This window comes from Salinispora sp. CH2A1_6 (assembly GCF_056820975.1).
On record NZ_JBXEDG010000015.1, the window covers coordinates 1 to 16,530 of the forward strand.

General features: G+C 72.2%; 15 protein-coding genes. 14 read left to right on the forward strand and 1 reads right to left on the reverse strand.

Annotated elements, in window-relative coordinates:
• Positions 1 to 145 precede the first annotated feature (145 nt).
• The 3 genes from AC1UKG_RS20465 (at position 146) to AC1UKG_RS20475 (ending at position 2,978) form a co-directional block, all read left to right on the forward strand.
• Positions 146 to 1,045, forward strand: coding sequence for a hypothetical protein (locus tag AC1UKG_RS20465; protein ID WP_482641676.1), 900 nt, complete (start codon positions 146 to 148; stop codon positions 1,043 to 1,045).
• 92 nt (positions 1,046 to 1,137) lie between these two features.
• Positions 1,138 to 1,959, forward strand: coding sequence for a Replicase polyprotein 1ab (locus tag AC1UKG_RS20470; RefSeq protein ID WP_029124450.1), 822 nt, complete (start codon positions 1,138 to 1,140; stop codon positions 1,957 to 1,959).
• Complete coding sequence (locus AC1UKG_RS20475; protein ID WP_482641677.1) at positions 1,956 to 2,978, forward strand: HAD-IIA family hydrolase; 1,023 nt, start codon at positions 1,956 to 1,958, stop codon at positions 2,976 to 2,978. The genes AC1UKG_RS20470 and AC1UKG_RS20475 overlap by 4 nt, the downstream gene beginning before the upstream one ends.
• Positions 2,979 to 3,012: 34 nt before the next feature.
• Here the strand turns inward: AC1UKG_RS20475 and AC1UKG_RS20480 are convergent, their stop codons facing one another.
• On the reverse strand, positions 3,013 to 3,360 hold the full coding sequence (locus AC1UKG_RS20480) for an SCP2 sterol-binding domain-containing protein (RefSeq protein WP_018815353.1): 348 nt from the start codon (positions 3,358 to 3,360) through the stop codon (positions 3,013 to 3,015).
• A gap of 109 nt (positions 3,361 to 3,469) precedes the next feature.
• Here AC1UKG_RS20480 and AC1UKG_RS20485 point away from each other — a divergent pair, with 109 nt between their 5' ends.
• The 11 genes from AC1UKG_RS20485 to AC1UKG_RS20535 all read left to right on the forward strand — a co-directional run bounded on the left by AC1UKG_RS20485 (position 3,470) and on the right by AC1UKG_RS20535 (position 16,427).
• Positions 3,470 to 3,997 (forward strand): phasin family protein, encoded by a 528-nt coding sequence (locus AC1UKG_RS20485; protein ID WP_482641678.1) that lies wholly within the window; start codon positions 3,470 to 3,472, stop codon positions 3,995 to 3,997.
• 40 nt (positions 3,998 to 4,037) lie between these two features.
• Entirely contained in the window at positions 4,038 to 4,292 is a 255-nt protein-coding gene (locus tag AC1UKG_RS20490; RefSeq protein WP_026325425.1) for a hypothetical protein, read from the forward strand.
• A 17-nt stretch (positions 4,293 to 4,309) separates the two neighbouring features.
• On the forward strand, positions 4,310 to 5,155 hold the full coding sequence (locus AC1UKG_RS20495; protein ID WP_018745018.1) for a TlyA family RNA methyltransferase: 846 nt from the start codon (positions 4,310 to 4,312) through the stop codon (positions 5,153 to 5,155).
• Between the two features lie 64 nt (positions 5,156 to 5,219).
• Positions 5,220 to 6,104: an NAD kinase gene (locus AC1UKG_RS20500; protein WP_018745019.1), complete on the forward strand. Its 885-nt coding sequence runs from the start codon at positions 5,220 to 5,222 to the stop codon at positions 6,102 to 6,104.
• A gap of 69 nt (positions 6,105 to 6,173) precedes the next feature.
• On the forward strand, positions 6,174 to 7,931 hold the full coding sequence (gene recN, locus AC1UKG_RS20505; RefSeq protein ID WP_482641679.1) for a DNA repair protein RecN: 1,758 nt from the start codon (positions 6,174 to 6,176) through the stop codon (positions 7,929 to 7,931).
• A 121-nt stretch (positions 7,932 to 8,052) separates the two neighbouring features.
• Entirely contained in the window at positions 8,053 to 9,231 is a 1,179-nt protein-coding gene (gene steA, locus AC1UKG_RS20510; protein WP_018815350.1) for a putative cytokinetic ring protein SteA, read from the forward strand.
• A 30-nt stretch (positions 9,232 to 9,261) separates the two neighbouring features.
• Entirely contained in the window at positions 9,262 to 10,203 is a 942-nt protein-coding gene (locus AC1UKG_RS20515) for a copper transporter (protein WP_018745022.1), read from the forward strand.
• Positions 10,204 to 10,332: 129 nt separating this feature from the next.
• A complete protein-coding gene (locus AC1UKG_RS20520; RefSeq protein ID WP_018815349.1) occupies positions 10,333 to 11,199 on the forward strand; it encodes a hypothetical protein in 867 nt (288 codons plus the stop codon).
• 1 nt (position 11,200) lies between these two features.
• Entirely contained in the window at positions 11,201 to 12,904 is a 1,704-nt protein-coding gene (murJ, locus tag AC1UKG_RS20525; RefSeq protein WP_482641680.1) for a murein biosynthesis integral membrane protein MurJ, read from the forward strand.
• Entirely contained in the window at positions 12,901 to 14,067 is a 1,167-nt protein-coding gene (locus AC1UKG_RS20530) for a glycosyltransferase family 4 protein (protein ID WP_029124443.1), read from the forward strand. The genes murJ and AC1UKG_RS20530 overlap by 4 nt, the downstream gene beginning before the upstream one ends.
• The gene (locus tag AC1UKG_RS20535) at positions 14,067 to 16,427 is read left to right on the forward strand and encodes a hypothetical protein (protein ID WP_018815348.1); all 2,361 of its coding nucleotides are present in this window, start codon (positions 14,067 to 14,069) and stop codon (positions 16,425 to 16,427) included. Before AC1UKG_RS20530 ends, AC1UKG_RS20535 begins: the two co-directional genes overlap by 1 nt.
• Positions 16,428 to 16,530: the final 103 nt, after the last annotated feature.

A 16,530-nucleotide genomic window follows, 5' to 3' on the forward strand; every position in this document is an offset into this window, starting at 1 on the left:
CTGCGTGCCGCCACCACCGGCCTAATCAGGAAGGATGAACCTGTGAACTCAGGACCGCACGGCGGCGACCGCTCCCGTCGACACGAAGACCGATCAGCTGGTCGTGACGGTGCGTCACGTCGTGACGGCCGTCCCTCCTACCGGGATGACCGAGCCGCCGAACGCAGCGGCGAACGTGGTTACCGCGGAGGCGAGCGTCGCGAGGGCGGCGAGCGCGGTGGTGACCGCCGTGAAGGCGGCTACCGCGGTGGTGACCGGGATGGCTTCCGCGGTGGTGAGCGTCGTGAAGGCGGCTACCGCGGTGGTGATCGTCGCGAGGGCGGCTTCCGCGGTGGTGACCGGGATGGTTACCGCGGTGGTGAGCGTCGTGAGGGTGGCTTCCGCGGTGGCGAGCGCGGTGGTGACCGTCGTGAGGGTGGCTTCCGCGGTGGCGAGCGCGGTGGTGACCGTCGTGAGGGTGGCTATCGCGGTGGCGAGCGCGGTGGTGACCGCCGTGAAGGCGGCTACCGCGGCGGTGAGCGTCGCGAGGGCGGCTTCCGCGGTGGTGACCGGGATGGCTTCCGCGGTGGTGAGCGCCGTGAGGGTGGCTATCGCGGCGGTGAGCGCGGTGGTGACCGTCGCGAGGGCGGCTTCCGCGGTGGTGACCGGGATGGCTTCCGCGGTGGTGAGCGCCGTGAGGGTGGCTTCCGCGGCGGTGAGCGCGGTGGTGACCGTCGCGAGGGCAGCTTCCGCGGTGGTGAGCGCCGTGAGGGTGGCTTCCGCGGCGGTGAGCGCGGTGGTGACCGTCGCGAGGGCAGCTTCCGCGGTGGTGAGCGCCGTGAGGGTGGCTTCCGCGGTGGCGAGCGCGGTGGTGACCGCCGTGAAGGCGGCTACCGCGGCGGTGACCGGGATGGCTTCCGCGGTGGTGAGCGTCGTGAGGGCGGCTTCCGCGGTGGTGACCGGGATGGTGACCGTCGCGAGGGTGGCTACCGGGGCGGTGACCGGGATGACTACCGGGGTCGCGACCGTCGTGCGGAGCGCCGATCTGAGCCTGACGCCCCGGTAGGACCGGAGCTTCCTGAGGAGATCGTCGCTACCGACCTGGACAAAGATGTTCGTGCCGAACTGCTCGCCCTAGCCAAGCCGACCGCCGAGAAGGTGGCCCGGCACCTGGTTGCAGTCGGCCAGCTGATCGACGAGGACCCGGCTGAGGCGCTGGCCCATGCCCTCGCAGCCCGGCGGCTTGCCGCCCGTATCGCTGCCGTCCGTGAGGCAGTCGGCCTGGCCGCGTACCACGCTGGTGAGTGGCAGACGGCGGTCGCCGAACTGCGGACGTACCACCGGATGACCGGCCTGCAGAGTCACCTTGCGGTGCTCGCTGACTGCGAGCGGGCGCTCGGCCGTCCGGAGCGGGCGATTGATCTGTATCGGGGCGCGGACCGGAAGGAACTGGACCGCGCGGTCGCCGGGGAGCTACTGATCGTTGCTGCTGGCGCACGGGGCGACCTGGGTCAGAAGGATGCCGCAGTGGCGATGCTCCAGGTGCCGGAGTTGACCGGGGAGGCGACGGAGCCGTGGACGGTACGGCTGCGGTACGCGTACGCCGATGCGCTGCTCGCGGTGGGCCGGCGTGAGGAGGCCCGAGAGTGGTTCTCCCGTGCGGCGGAGGTCGACACTGATGGGGCGACCGATGCGGCCGAGCGCCTGTTGGAGCTCGACGGGGTGATGATCGAGGGCGACGAGGAGGACGAGGTCGAGGACGCCGCCACTGACCCCGGTGCCCTCGGCGCTGGGTCGGAACAGCCGGATGCGGAACCCGTGGACGGGCAAGCACCCGACGCCGGGTCCACCGGGCCCCAAGACCGTGCTGACGACACCCCCGACGACGGTGCTGGCGACCCGAGCGGCCTCGGTACGCAGCGCTCCGGTGGCGACTCGGAAAGCCCTGTGGACGGCGATGAGGCGGGTACCGGGAAGTGACGCTGACCGGGGGAAGTCGGCTGGTTGACGGGTACGCCCTGGTCATCTTTGACCTGGACGGGGTGATCTACCTGGTTGACCAGCCGATCCCCGGGGCGATCGAGGCGGTGCGCCAGCTGCATGCCGAAGAGCGGGCGGTCGCCTACGCCACGAACAACGCGTCTCGTCGGTCCAGTGAGGTTGCCGACCTGCTCACCGGTATGGGTATCGCTGCCCATCCCGAGGAGGTGCTGACCTCCGCGGCAGCGACCGCGCAGTTGCTCCGCGAGCGGCATTCGGCCGGGACGCAGATCCTGGTCGTGGGGGCGGAGGCGCTGCGTGCCGAGATCCGCGCCGCTGGGCTTACCCCGGTCGAGCGGGCCGAGGATGGGCCGGTGGCAGTGGTTCAGGGCTATGGGCCGCAGGTCGGCTGGGCTGACCTGGCTGAGGCAACGGCGGCGATTCGGGGCGGGGCGACCTGGGTCGCCACCAACACCGACCGCACGCTGCCCAGCAAACGGGGTCCACTACCCGGCAATGGTGCCTTGGTCGCCGCGGTGCGGATCGCGCTTGGTCGGGACCCGGATCTGATCGTGGGTAAGCCGGCGCCGGAGCTCTTCGTCGCCGCCTCCCGCCGAGCCAACGGGGGGCGTGCCCTGGTCGTCGGTGACCGCCTGGACACCGACATCGAGGGTGCGGTTCGAGCGGGGCTGGACAGCTTGTTGGTGTTGACTGGTGTCAGCGACGTGGCCGAGCTGCTGGCTGCCGCGCCGGAGCATCGGCCGACGTTTGTGTCAGTGGACCTGGCGGGGCTCTTCGAGTCGACCGCGGTGGTGCGGGTGCCAGGGCCGGCGGAGGCCGATGGGTGGTCCGCGACGGTCCGCGACGGCCGGCTGGAGCTGTCTGGTGCGGGCCGTCCATTGGATGCGCTGCCGGCGCTCTGCGCGGCGGCGTGGTCCTCCGCACGGTCATCGCCGGTGCGGGCGGTCTCCTCGGCGGCTGAGCGGGCGCTCGCGACGTTCGGTCTGTTGTCCGGCTGAGCAGTTCCGGCGAGGGTGGTGCACAGGGCTGCGCTCAGGTCGACCCGAGCAGTTTGCGAAGCTTGATCAAGTCGAACGGGTTGGCTTTGATGGACACCCGTCGAGACGCCACCGCGCGGGTGATGTCCAGTTCCCCGCGGACCAGGGCGAGGAGGTCCTCGCTGGTGGTGCTCAGGGCGATCTTGGCCTTCGGGTCGTCACCGTCGGCGAGGTCGGTTAGCTGGCCGTCGGTGAGCCGGCCGTGGAACGCGGCGTCCAGGTCGGTGATGCGGCAGGCCAGCGTCCGGTCCAGGCCGACGTGCTCGCGCACCGCCTCGGCGTTGCCGTTCAGCCGAGTGGTGAGGTCCCGCAACGCCTGCCGGCACTCGTCAACGCTAGCCACATCGCCTCCACAACTCGCCACACCACTCTCCGGCACCGTACCGCACGGGTGGCCTGGCCACGCCGGTAGCGTGAGGACCGCACACCCCCTCTCGTGGAAGGACTCAGGCATGCAGGACGCGTGGCGTTCCTATCTTGCGGTGGCCATGGGCCTGACGGAGGCGCCTCGGCGGAAGGCCCAGGAGACGGCGCTGCGGCTGGTCGGCGCTGGCGGCGCTACCGCGGTCCAACTTCAGGCGTTTGTCGAGGAGTTGGTCTCCACCAGTGCGGCCAACCGGGAAGCGCTGACCAAGCTTGTCCGGTTCGAGGTCGAACGGGTGCTCGGGGCTGTCGGCCTCGCCACCGCCGACGAGGTGACCGAGCTGACCCGGCGGGTACGAGAGCTGGAGCGGCAGCTTCGGGAGGCGGACCCTTCGCCTGGACGCACCGTGACCGCGTCCAGCCCGGCGAAGCAGGCGGTCGTGAAGAAGGCGGTGACGAAGAAGGCAGCCGCGAAGACGACGGTCGCAAAGAAGGCGGTCGCGAAGGAGGCATTGCCAGGAAAGCCCGGGACCGTCCGGCCGGCAACGGAGATGTCGGCGGAACCGCGGTCGGCGAAGAGGGCGCCGCGTCAGAAGCAGCCGGGCGGCCCGGAGTGAGCGCCCGCCACCGCCGGTCGGGCTTCGCCGGCGGGCGGCCGTGACCGGCCTGCCCCGCCCCGGTCCGCCACCGGGCGCTTCTCCAGCCGGTGGTGCGGGGGCGCCGCGACCAGCGGCCCCGGCTGGGGTCGCCGGGAGTGCCGGGGGTGAGACGGCGGCGTCGAACCCGGCGGTTGACGCCGCCGTGCAGGCGGTGCGCAACGCTGCGGGACTGCCCCTGGCGGACCAGATCGCGCAGTATGAGGCGGCATACGAAACGCTGCGGGAAACCCTCGCCAGCATTGACCAGTCCTAGGAGCCGGAGAAGCAGGTATGGCACGTCGTACCCGGTTGGACGCGGAGCTCGTTCGCCGCGGCCTGGCCAGATCGCGCGAGCAGGCCGCCGCCTTGGTGGAGGCTGGTCGCGTTAAGCTACGCGGGGTCCCGGCCCGCAAGGTTGCCGCGCTGGTCGACCCCGCCGATCCGCTGCTGGTCACCGGAGCGGACCCGGCCTCAGAGTATGTTTCGCGGGGCGGGCACAAGCTGGCTGGTGCCCTGGCCGCCTTCGGCCCGGGTGGGCTGACCGCCGCCGGGCGGCGCTGCCTCGACGCCGGCGCGTCCACCGGTGGTTTCACCGATGTGCTGCTGCGCGCCGATGCGGCCGAGGTGGTGGCTGTTGATGTCGGGTACGGGCAGCTCGCCTGGCCACTGCGCAACGACGAGCGGGTACGCGTCTTCGAGCGGACCAACGTGCGCACCCTTACCCCGGCGGCGATCGACGGGCCGGTTGACCTTACCGTCGCCGACCTGTCGTTCATCTCCCTGCGGCTGGTGTTGCCGGCCCTGGCGGCTTGTACCAGCCCGGGCGGCGATCTGGCGTTGATGGTGAAACCGCAGTTCGAGGTGGGGCGCGATCGAGTCGGCGCCGGTGGTGTGGTGCGTGACCCAGCGCTGCGCGTCGAGGCGGTGCTGGAGGTGGCTGCTGCGGCGGCCCAACTGGGGTTGGGTCTCGCTGATGTCTGTGCGAGCCCGTTGCCGGGGCCCAGCGGAAACGTCGAGTTCTTCGTATGGTTACGCCGGGACGCGCCTGCGGCTGACCCGGAGCGGGTGCGGGCGGTGGTGACGGCCGGGGCCACCGGCGGTCGGTCCGGCACGGTGACGGAGGAGGTAGTGGGGTGAGCGTGCGGGCGAGGCGGGTGGTGCGCAGGGCCGGTGACGGGCCCCGGACGGTACGGCGGGCGCGGTGAACCGGACCGCGCTGCTGGTGACGCACACCGGGCGGCGGCGCAGCACCGAACACGCACGGGCGGTGGCCGGGGACTTGATCGCGGCTGGCTTCGTCATTCGCGTTCTCGCCGAGGAGGCCGAGGACCTCGACCTCCCCGGGGCGGTTCCGGTGACTGGTCCGGAAGCCGCGGAGGGCGCTGAGATCGTCTTCGCGTTGGGTGGGGACGGTACGTTCCTGCGGGCCGCCGAGCTGGCGCGGCCGGCGAAGGTGCCACTACTGGGGATCAACCTCGGGAAGGTCGGCTTTCTCGCCGAGGCTGAGATCGATCATCTGGACGCTGTGGTCCGGGACGTGGTGGGTCGCAACTATACGGTGGACGAACGGCTCACGCTGGATGTGACGGCCGAGTTCGACGGTGGACCGACGATCGAGTCCTGGGCGTTGAACGAGATCAGCGTCGAGAAGGGGGAGCGGGCCCAGATGCTCGAGCTCCTCGTTGACGTTGACGGGCGGCCGCTGTCCCGCTACGGCTGTGACGGAGTCGTCTGCGCCACTCCCACCGGCTCCACGGCCTACGCGTTCTCCGGCGGTGGCCCGGTTGTGTGGCCCGAGGTGGAGGCCCTGTTGCTGGTGCCGATCAGCGCGCACGCGCTCTTCAGCCGGCCGTTGGTCACGGCGCCCACGTCCACCTTCGCCATCACCGTGGACCCCTTCACCAGTCTCGCGGTGCTCTGCTGTGACGGACGGCGGGTGTACGACCTTCCGCCGGGCGCGCGGGTGACGGTGCGGCGCGGGGCCCTGCCGGTGCGGATCGTGCAGCTGACGGCCCGGCCGTTCACCGACCGGCTGGTAGCCAAGTTTGATCTGCCGGTGCAGGGTTGGCGGGGCAGCCGACACTGAGCTGCCACCGCCGGTGCCCGCGACTGTCGACTGGTCAAGCGTCGGGCACCGCGTCTACTGTCGGATGCTGTGCTGGAAGAGCTACGCATCACCGGACTGGGCGTCATCGAGGACACGACGCTGCCGTTGACCGGCGGTATGAACGTGATCACCGGTGAGACCGGTGCGGGTAAGACCATGGTGGTGACCGGTCTCGGCCTGCTCTTTGGCGGGCGCGCCGACGCCGGGCGGGTGCGGGCCGAGCCCGGCCGTGCGGTGGTCGAGGGTCGACTGCGGCTGGCCGGACGGGTGGCCGAGACCGTATCCACTCGGGTCATCGACGCGGGCGGTGAGCCGGACGAGGACGGTTCGGTGTTGCTCAGCCGCACCGTCACCACAGAGGGCCGTTCTCGTGGCCATCTCGGCGGCCGCAGCATGCCGGTGTCGATGCTCGCCGAGGTGGGCGAGCAGGTGCTCGCGGTGCACGGTCAGTCCGACCAACTGCGGCTGCTGCGCCCGGCCGAGCAGCGCGCCGCGCTCGACCGGTTCGCCGGTCCGGAGCACGAGAAGCTGCTCGACGCGCTGCGCGAGGTGTATACCCGGTGGCGGTCGGTGGTGGACGACCTGGCCAGCCGGCGTCGGAACGCGCGGGAGCGGAATCGGGAGGCCGACCTGCTACGCCTCGGTCTCGACGAGATCACCCGGGTTGATCCGCAGCCGGGCGAGGACGACGAGCTCAAGGCGGAGGCGCAGCGGCTGGAGCACGCCGAGGGGCTGCGGACGGCGGCGCGGTTGGCCCAGCAGTGCGTGGCCGGGGGGATGGAGGCTGCCGAGGACACCCCGGATGTCACAACGTTACTCGGCACTGCCCGCCGTACCCTGGATGGGCAGTCCGGCACCGACCCCGCCCTGGGGGAGCTGGCGACGCGTTTGGAGGAGGCGGCGACGCTGGTCGCAGATGTCTCCGCGGAGTTGTCGACGTACCTGGCGGGGCTCGACGCTGATCCGGCGCGGTTGCAGGCCGTCTACGAGCGGCGGGCCGCGTTACGTGCGCTGACCCGCAAGTACGCCGACGACACCGACGGGGTGATCGTCTGGGCCGAGCGGGCCCGGGCCCAGCTGTCCGATCTAGATTCCTCGGACGAACTGCTTGACGAGTTGGACCGGGAGGTGTCTCGGCTGGCCGGCGAGGTGGCCGAGTTGGCCGGTCGGGTGTCGGTGGCGCGACAGGAGGCAGCGACCCGGTTCGCGGCCCAGGTCACCACCGAGCTGGCGGGGTTGGCCATGCCGCACTCTCGGGTCGAGGTGGGGGTGTTGCCCCGCCCAGTGGGCAAGTCCGAACCCGGCCTTTCGGTCAACGGCGTCGAGGTCGGGGTCGGGTCGGACGGCGGCGACGAGGTGGAGCTGCGCCTACTGGCACATCCGGGTGCGCCCGCACTGCCGCTGCAGCGGGGCGCCTCCGGCGGTGAGCTGTCCCGGGTGATGCTCGCCATCGAGGTGGTCTTCGCCGGCTCGGGCGGCCCGCCGACGCTCGTTTTCGACGAGGTTGACGCCGGGGTTGGTGGCCAGGCCGCGGTGGAGATCGGCCGTCGACTGGCCCGGCTGGCTCGCAGCCACCAAGTGCTCGTCGTCACCCATCTGCCCCAGGTCGCCGCGTTCGCGAACCGGCACCTGGTGGTGGCGAAGGACACCGGTGGTGCGGTGACGACCAGTGGGGTGCGGGTGGTCGAGGACACCGAAAGGGCGCGGGAACTCGCCCGTATGCTTGCCGGTTTGCCGGATTCGGACCTGGGAATCGCGCACGCCGAGGAGTTACTGGCTGTGGCGGCGCGGGAGCGGCGGGTGTAACACCGGCCGGGGCGGCGTCACCGGCACGCGGCTCCGGGCCGTAGTGTGCTTGTCTGGACTGGCGGCCCGCGCAAGGCATGTCGCGTGAAGGTCGCCCGCTTCACATGCCAGGATGGTTACGATGCGTCTACCCACGTTGCGTTGGCACCGACCCGCCGAGCCGGGCCGGGCCGGCGGCACCGCCCGCCTGGACCGTCGCACCAAACGTCTGGTTGGCCGGCTTCGCCCCGGTGACGTCGCGGTGATCGACCACGTCGACCTGGACCGGGTCGCCGCCGACTCACTGGTCGCGGTCGGTGTCGGGGCCGTCCTCAACGCCAAGCCGTCGGTCTCGGGCCGCTATCCCAACCTTGGCCCGGAAGTGCTGATCGAGGCCGGCATCCCGCTCCTGGACGACCTGGGCGAGGGCGTCTTCGAACGGATCCAGGAAGGCGACACCGTCCGGATCGAGGGCAACACGGTCTATCTGGGCGAAGAGCCGGTGGCCCACGGTGACCTGCAGGATGCGGAGACCATCGGGAAGGCGATGGCCGATGCCCGGGAGGGGCTGTCGGTCCAGCTGGAGGCGTTCGCCGCGAACACCATGGTCTACCTGAAGCAGGAGCGGGACCTGCTGCTGTACGGGGTGGGTGTGCCGGACATTCGCACCGAGATTCAGGGCCGGCACTGCCTGATCGTGGTGCGTGGCTACGACTACAAGGCCGACCTGGATGTGCTGCGCCCGTACATCCGGGAGTTCAAGCCGGTGCTCATCGGCGTTGACGGCGGGGCGGACGCCCTGGTCGAGGCCGGCTATCCACCCGACATGATCATCGGTGACATGGATTCGGTGACCGACGACGTGCTGCGTTGCGGCGCCGAGGTCGTGGTGCACGCCTACCCGGATGGCCGGGCACCCGGGCTGACCCGGGTCAATGGCCTCGGTGTCCCGGCAGTCACCTTTCCCGCCGCCGCCACCAGCGAGGACCTGGCGATGCTGCTCGCCGACGAGAAGGGCGCCTCGCTCCTGGTGGCGGTCGGCACGCACGCCACGCTCGTCGAGTTCCTGGACAAGGGACGGGGTGGGATGGCGTCGACCTTTCTCACCCGGCTGAAGGTTGGCGGCAAACTGGTTGACGCCAAGGGTGTGAGCCGGCTCTACCGGCAGAGCATCTCCGGATCCTCACTGCTGCTGCTGGTGCTGTCCGCGATTGCCGCGATGGCCTCGGCCGTGGCGGTCTCCACCGTCGGCAAGGCGTACCTGGGTGTGGTCTCCGAGTGGTGGAACAATTTTGTGTTCCAGCTGGAACGGCTCTTCTGACGCCGTCCACCCGACAAAGAGGCTGCAGGTGTGATCAACTTCCGGTACCACGTGGTGTCCCTGACCGCGGTCTTCCTGGCGCTGGCGATCGGCCTGGTGGTTGGTACCACCGCGCTCAACGGGCCGGTGGCGGACGCTCTCAATGACAACGTCAATGAGTTGCGGAAAGACAACCAGGTGCTGCGTCAGGCGGTCAACAACCTCGAGGAGGAGTTGACCCGCGAGGATGACTTCGCCGCCGAGTTGGCCGCAGTGGTCATGCCAGGCCGGCTCACCGGCAAGCGGGTGCTGGTGCTCAGCCTGCCGACGGGGCGTAAGCACACCGATGGCGTGGTCAATATGCTTCAGCTCGGCAACGCCGACGTGGTCGGCCGGGTTGACCTGCAGGACAAGTTCATCAACCCGGAGAACAACAACGACCTGCTGGAACTGGCCGTCACCGCGGCCCGTCCCACCAACGCGCCGACCACCAACCTGCCCGGCAATGGGAATGGTGTGGAGACCTCCAGCGCGCTGCTGGCCACGGTGCTGCTGGACGGGGTGCCGGAGGCGACACCGATCAGTGAGGCCGACCGGCGGGCCGTGCTGGCCGCCTACACCAACGCCAACTACCTCACCACCTCCGAGCGGCTCACCCAGTCAGCGGAGGCGGTCGTGGTGGTCAGCGGCCAGCCGTACTCGGACAAGGACTCCTCGAAGAAGGACGAGTCGGTGGTCAAGGTCACCGAGCAGTTCGATCGGACCGGCGCGACCGTGGTCGGCGGCAACGGCTCGGAAGGCGGGAACCTGGTGGCCTTCGTCCGGGGCGACGCGGTGCTGGCCGGAAGGATCTCCACCGTCGACAACGCCAACACCGTCCAGGGGCAGTTGGTCACCGCGCTCGCCCTGGCACAGCAGGTCAACGAGGACAAGGCGGGTCACTATGGTGTCGGCGACAACGCCGCGTCGCTGGTTCCTAGACTGCCCCAATGATCGTGACGATCAACATCAGGCCCTGGCCCGCCAACCGGAGGGAGTCGGTGTGAGTGAGCGTGCCGAGCAGCCCGCCGCGGGCAACCGCCAAGCGGATCATGTGCTTACCGCGAGGTGTGAGGTGACGACGTGAGCTGGTTTGGTCGTCTCGTCGTCGCCGGTGCCGGCGCCGCCGTCGCCCGTTACGCCCTGCGTGGGGTGCGGACCTCACCGGCGGGCCCAGCGTTGGAGCGGACGAACTTTCGGGGCCGGCCGGTGACCCTCGCGGCCGGGCCGGCGCTCGCCGCCGGTGCCGCCGTCGCCGGTGCCGCCGGCGCACCGGGTGCCGCTGCCGGTGGGGCGGCCCTGGTCGCCGGCCTCGGCGCCGGGACGGTGGGACTCTACGACGACGTGGTCGGCGCGCGGCCGGAGCAGAAGGCCGCCAAGGGCTTCGCCGGGCACCTCGCTGCGCTGCGCGAGGGACGGATCACCGCCGGCCTGGTCAAGGTCGTCGGTGTGGGCGCGGCGGGGCTGGCCGCCGCCGGGCTGCTCGCCGGTGACCCGACCGTCGCCCGGCATCCGCGTCGGCAGCGGCAGGGCACGGTCGGCCGGGGCGTGGACGTCCTCCTCGGTGCGGGTGTGATCGCCGGCACCGCCAACCTGATCAACCTGCTCGACCTGCGGCCGGGACGGGCGGTGAAGTCCGGGCTGTTGCTCGGCGCACCGTTGGTGACAAGCCCGCACGGCGGGATCGTCGCCGGTGCTGCCGGCGCCGCCGCCGGGCTGCTCCCCGCGGACCTCGACGAGGAGGTGATGCTCGGCGACAGCGGCGCCAACGCGCTCGGTGCGCTGCTCGGCGTCACGCTCGCGGCGCGCACCGGACCGGCCGGCCGGGCCGCTCTGCTCGCCGTCCTCGCCGGTCTCACCGCCGCCAGCGAGCGGATCAGCTTCACCCAGGTCATCCAGCAGACCCCCGGGCTGCGCGAGCTGGACGCGCTGGGCCGTCGCGCCGACTGACGTGACGAAACCGGCCCCGTACGCCGCCGCCGGCCGAGTAGCTGGGGCCGCCGCACTGATCGCCGTACTCACCGTGGTCAGTCGGCTCGCCGGCTTCGGTCGTACCGCCGTGTTCACCTGGACGCTCGCGCCCACCGATCTTGGTGCTACGTACGTGGTGGCGAACGCCGCTCCGAACGTGATCTTCGAGATGGTCGCCGGCGGTGCCCTCGCCAGCCTGGTGGTGCCACTGCTGGCCGCTCCGGTGGCGGCGGCGGACCGGGGGGCGGTTGCCCGGACCACCGGGGCGCTGCTCACCTGGGTTCTCACCCTGCTGGTGCCACTCGCGCTGGCGGTGGCGCTGCTGGCCGGCCCGATCGTGGCGCTGCTGGGCGGCGGGCTCGACCCCGCCCAGCAGGCCAGCGGCGAGCGGATGCTTCGGGTGTTCGCCCCGCAACTGCCGCTGTACGGGGTCGGCATCGTGCTCACCGGGGTTCTCCAGGCGCACCGCCGGTTCGCCTGGCCGGTGCTCGCCCCGCTGCTGTCCAGCCTTACCGTCATCGCGGTCTACCTGGGCTTCACCGTCGCAGAAGGGCGGCTGGCCAGTGTGGCGGGCGTCAGCCGCGGCGGGGAGCTGCTGCTGTCGTTGGGAACGACCGCCGGAGTGGCGGTGCTGTCCCTGTCGCTGCTGATCCCGTTCCGCCGGCTGGGATACGCGCCGGTGCTCGGCTTCCGTTTCCCCGCCGACGCCCGTACCCGGGTCGGTGGACTCGCGGTGGCCGGCGCGGTGACGGTGACCGCGCAGCAGGTGGCCCTCGTGGTGAGCCTGAACCAGGTCTCCTACGGTGCGGTCAGCAACCTCGGTGCGTTCCAGCTCGCCCAGACGGTCTACCTGCTGCCGTGGGCGGTGCTGGCGGTGCCATTGGCGGTAGCCGCCTATCCGAGCCTGGCCGCCGCCGGGTCGGTCGGGGACGAGGCGGCATACCGGGCGACGTTGGCCCCGGCCGCCCGGGGAGTACTGCTGCTGAGCTGCCTCGGTGCGGCCGTCCTGGTCGGTACGGCCGTGCCGGTTGGGCACTTCTTCCTCGTCGACGGCGCGGCGGCGACCGCCGCTGCCGGGATTGCCGGCTTCGCGCCCGGCCTGATCGGCTACGGGCTCTTCGCCGTGCTGAGCCGTGCCCTCTACGCACGGGGGCAGGCGCGGGCGGCCACCGGCGCGATCGCCGTCGGTTTTCTCGTGGTGCCCGTCGCGGCGTTGTTGCTCAGCGCCGCGCTGCCGCTGCGGGACCGGGTTCCGGCGGTCACCCTGGCGAATTCGGTGGGGATGATGGTGCTCGGTGCTCTGCTGGTGCTCGCCGTCCGACGGACCGCCGGCGTCACGGCGCTCGCCGGCATCGGTCGGGCCGGGGTAGCCGGCCTGATCGGCGGAGGGCTGGCGGCGTTGGTGGGCTGGGCGGTGGCACGGTCGCTGCTGGCGGCTACCGATGGCACCCCGGGCGTACCGGTGGCCCTCGTACAGGGCATGCTGTCCGGTGTCGTGGTCGGTGTCGTGTTCCTCGCGGTGGTCTGGGTACTGGACCGGCCGGACGTACGACCACTGCTCGCCGGAGCGCGGCGAAAGCTCGGGCTGACCCGCGGGAGGCGGTCGGCCACCCCGGCCGGCGGGCAGCGGAAGGACGGTGTCCCCCCGGAGCGGGGCGACGGGAAGGAGACGGTGTCCCGGTGACGGAACCGACCCCGGGGGCCGGCCGGGCCGGCACGGTCGCCCTGCTGCTCGCCTCCAGCACCGGCGGTGTGGGGCAGCACGTCCGGTCGTTGGCGGCCGGGCTGACCAGCGCCGGCATCGCGGTGCTGGTCTGTGGTCCGGCCGCGACCGAGGAGCAGTTCGATTTCACCGGTGTCGGCGCCCGCTTCCGGGCGGTGGAGATACCGGCCAGCCCGACCCCCGCCGACCTGCGGGCGGTGACCGCGTTTCGCCGGGCCCTCGCCGCCGAGCCGGTCGCTGTGGTGCACGCGCACGGGCTGCGCGCCGGTCTGGTCGCCGTCGTGGCCCGGCCGGCTGCCCCGCTGGTGGTCACCTGGCACAACGCCGTCCTCAGTGGGGGCCTGCGCGGTAGCGCGTCACGTCTGGTCGAGCGGGTTGTTGCCCGCGGCGCCCAGGTGACCCTCGGTGCCTCGGCCGACCTGGTCGCCCGAGCCACCGCGTTGGGTGCGTCGGACGCCCGGTTCGCCCCGGTCGCCGCGCCGCCGCTGCCCGAGCCGCACCGCCGCCGGGACGCGGTCCGCGCCGAGTTCGGCGTCGGCAGCGACCAGCCGCTGATCCTGTCGGTTGGCCGACTGCATCCCCAGAAGCGGTACGACCTCCTGGTTGACGCCGCTGCCCGGTGGCGTACCCGCGACCCGGCGCCGGCCGTGGTGATCGCCGGCAGCGGACCGGCGTACCTGCAACTGGCGGCCCGGATCTCTGCGGCCCGAGCGCCGGTGACCCTGCTCGGGCACCGTACCGACGTGGCCGACCTGCTGACCGGTGCCGACATCGCCGTGGTCACCAGTGATTGGGAGGCCCGGCAGCTGTTCGCGCAGGAGGCGATGCGGGTCGGGGTGCCGCTGGTGGCGACCGCGGTTGGCGGCCTGCCGGAGTTGGTCGGTGATGCGGCCATCCTGGTAGCGCCGGGCGATGTCGACGCGGTGGACGCCGCCGTCGTTAGTTTGTTGGCTGACCCGGCCCGGCGGGCCGAACTGGGCCAGCGGGCCCGCGGGCAGGCAGCGACCTGGCCGACCGAGGCAGAGACCCGCGCCCACCTCGCCGCCCTCTACGCCGAGCTGTCCCCGGACGTGGCCGGCCCCACCACCCCGGACGCAGGTGCACCGTCGACGGGACAGCGGTGATGCTGCGCCGACTCACCCCCGCCCTGCTGACCCTGCTCGTCGTGGCGCTCGGGGTGGCCGCGCTGGCCGCCCGGCCGGCGGTTCGCTCCCCGGAGCGGACCGCCGATTTCGTGGTCCTGGCCGGCGTCGCCGGGCTGCGGTGGGAAGACGTGGACGCGCAGACGACACCGACGCTGTGGCGGTTGGCGCAGGAGGGCTCGATCGGGTCGTTGGCGGTGCGCTCCGCCCACCGGCCCACCTGTCCCGTGGACGGCTGGCTGACCCTCGGGGCGGGCAGCTTCGCCGCCTGGCCGGGCGAGCGGCCGGAGGGCACCTGTCCCCCCACCGACGTCGTCGTGGAGCGGCCGGATGGAATCGGTGCGAACCTGCCGGACCAGGAGGGTGTCGTCCTGTCGAGCCAGGAACGGCTCTCCTGGGGGACCGTGCCGGGTTCGCTGTCGGAGTCGGTGCGTTGCTCGGTGGCGGTGGGCCCCGGCGCGGCGGTGGCCGCCGCCCGGCCGTTCGGCCGGGTGGACCGGTACGAGCCGGAACTACCGGCGGACCCGACCGACCTCCTACGCTCGTGCGTGCTCAGTATTGTCGATCTCGGTGCCGTCGAAGGTGCGAATCCGGCAACCCGGGCGGCTGCGGCCCGCGCGGCCGACGCGCGATTGGCCCAGGTGCTGGCCGCCCGCCCGCCCCGCTCCCTGGTCGTCGTCGCCGGGGTGGCGGACACCGGGGAACCGTCTCGGCTGCACGTCGCGGTCGCCGATGGTGAGGGCTGGGAAGAGGGCTGGCTGACCTCGCCGACCACCGACCGTCCGGGCTACCTGCAACTGGTTGACCTGGCACCGACCGCGCTGACCGCACTGGGCCGGCCACTGCCCGAGCGCCCGTTTCTGGGGCGGGCCGCCGAGTCTGTCGGTGGCCGGCCTGCCGACCTCGCCACCGCGATCGCCGGCCCGGTGGACGCCGACCGGGAGGCCGCGGCACAGCGCCGCGTCGCCGGCTGGTTCTTCGGGTTACTCGCCGCCGCGCAGGTGCTCCTCGGGGTGGCCGTGCTACCGCTGCTGCGCCGCGCTCGACGGCACGCCGGCCCGTACGGTCCCCAGCCGGTATCCCGGCGGATCGTCGCGGTGGTGGAGCTGCTGCTCGTCGCGGCCGCGCTCGCCCTGCCGGCCGCACTCCTGGCCGACCTGCTCCCGTGGTGGCGTGGTGCCCACCCCGGGTGGTTCTTCGCCGGGATCACCCTCGCGCTGATCGGCGCCGCGACGGCGCTCGTCCGGTTCCTGCCCGGCTACGGGAGCACGCTTGGGCCGCTGGGCGCGGTGGCCTTCCTGGCCACGCTGGCGGTTGGTGGCGACGTGGTGACCGGTGCCCATCTTCAGCTCAACGGGGTCGTGGGCTACTCCGCGGTGGACGGGGGCCGGTTTGTCGGCCTGGGCACGGTGGGGCTTGGGGTGCTCCTGGCCGGGGCGCTACTCCTGGCCGGCTGGCTCGCCCAGCGGGTTCGTCGCTCCCGGCGACCGGTGGTGATCGTGGCCGTCGGTGGGGTCGCCGTGGTGCTGGTCGGTAGCCCTTACCTCGGTGCCGACTCCACCGGCGCGGTCGCGTTGACCGCCGGGGTGAGCCTCGCCGCGGCGATCAGCGCCAGTGGTTGGTTGACGCTCACCCGCCTGGCCTGGGCGACGATGGCTGGGCTGGCGGTGACGGTGGGTTTCGCCCTGGTCGACCTCGACCGCCCGACCGGTGAGCGAGGCGATCTGGGTCGGTTCCTGGCCGCGGTCGGCGACGGGACCGGGGGGCTGATTGTTCACCGGGCCAGCACCGCCAACCTGGACATGCTCTTTGGCAGCTCGTTGACGGTGCTGACCCTGGCCGGTGTGCTTCTGGTGTGGTTCGCCCTACTGCAACCGTGGGGTGGTCTGCAGCGGCTGTTCGGCATCTACCCGGCGGTTCGGGGAGCGATGACCGGCACCGCGGTCGCTGCGGTGCTCGGCGGACTGCTGGATGGGGTGGCGCTGGACGTCGCTGGGGCAGCGGTGGCCGTGGTGGTGCCGATGGCGGCCCTCGCCGCGCTGCGGGTACTGGACCACTCCACCGACCGGACCAGCCCGACGCCCGGCGGGGACGGCCCCCCGGCCGGCTCGACCGGCCCGGCCGGGCCCGACGGTAGGCCGGATCGACGTCGGCGCTCGGAGAGCACCGGTGGCGAGGACAGCCCAGCTGGCTCGGCGCCGGGTGGCGACGGCTCGGCCGACAATCCCGGACCGTCCGGGCGCGGCGACGCCGGTGCGGCGCCGGTGGACCGATGGGAAGCCGGCGCGGCGGCCGGCAAGATCCCGACGGCTCGCGCATCGGACGAGGTCACGACGCTCTGACCCGCCAACGGTAGACGACGCCGCTGGCGGGTGCGGCGGGCGGCGGGACCAGGTGGGGTGTTAGCGTGGAATCCCGTGGATCGCGTGATCACTCTGATCGGCA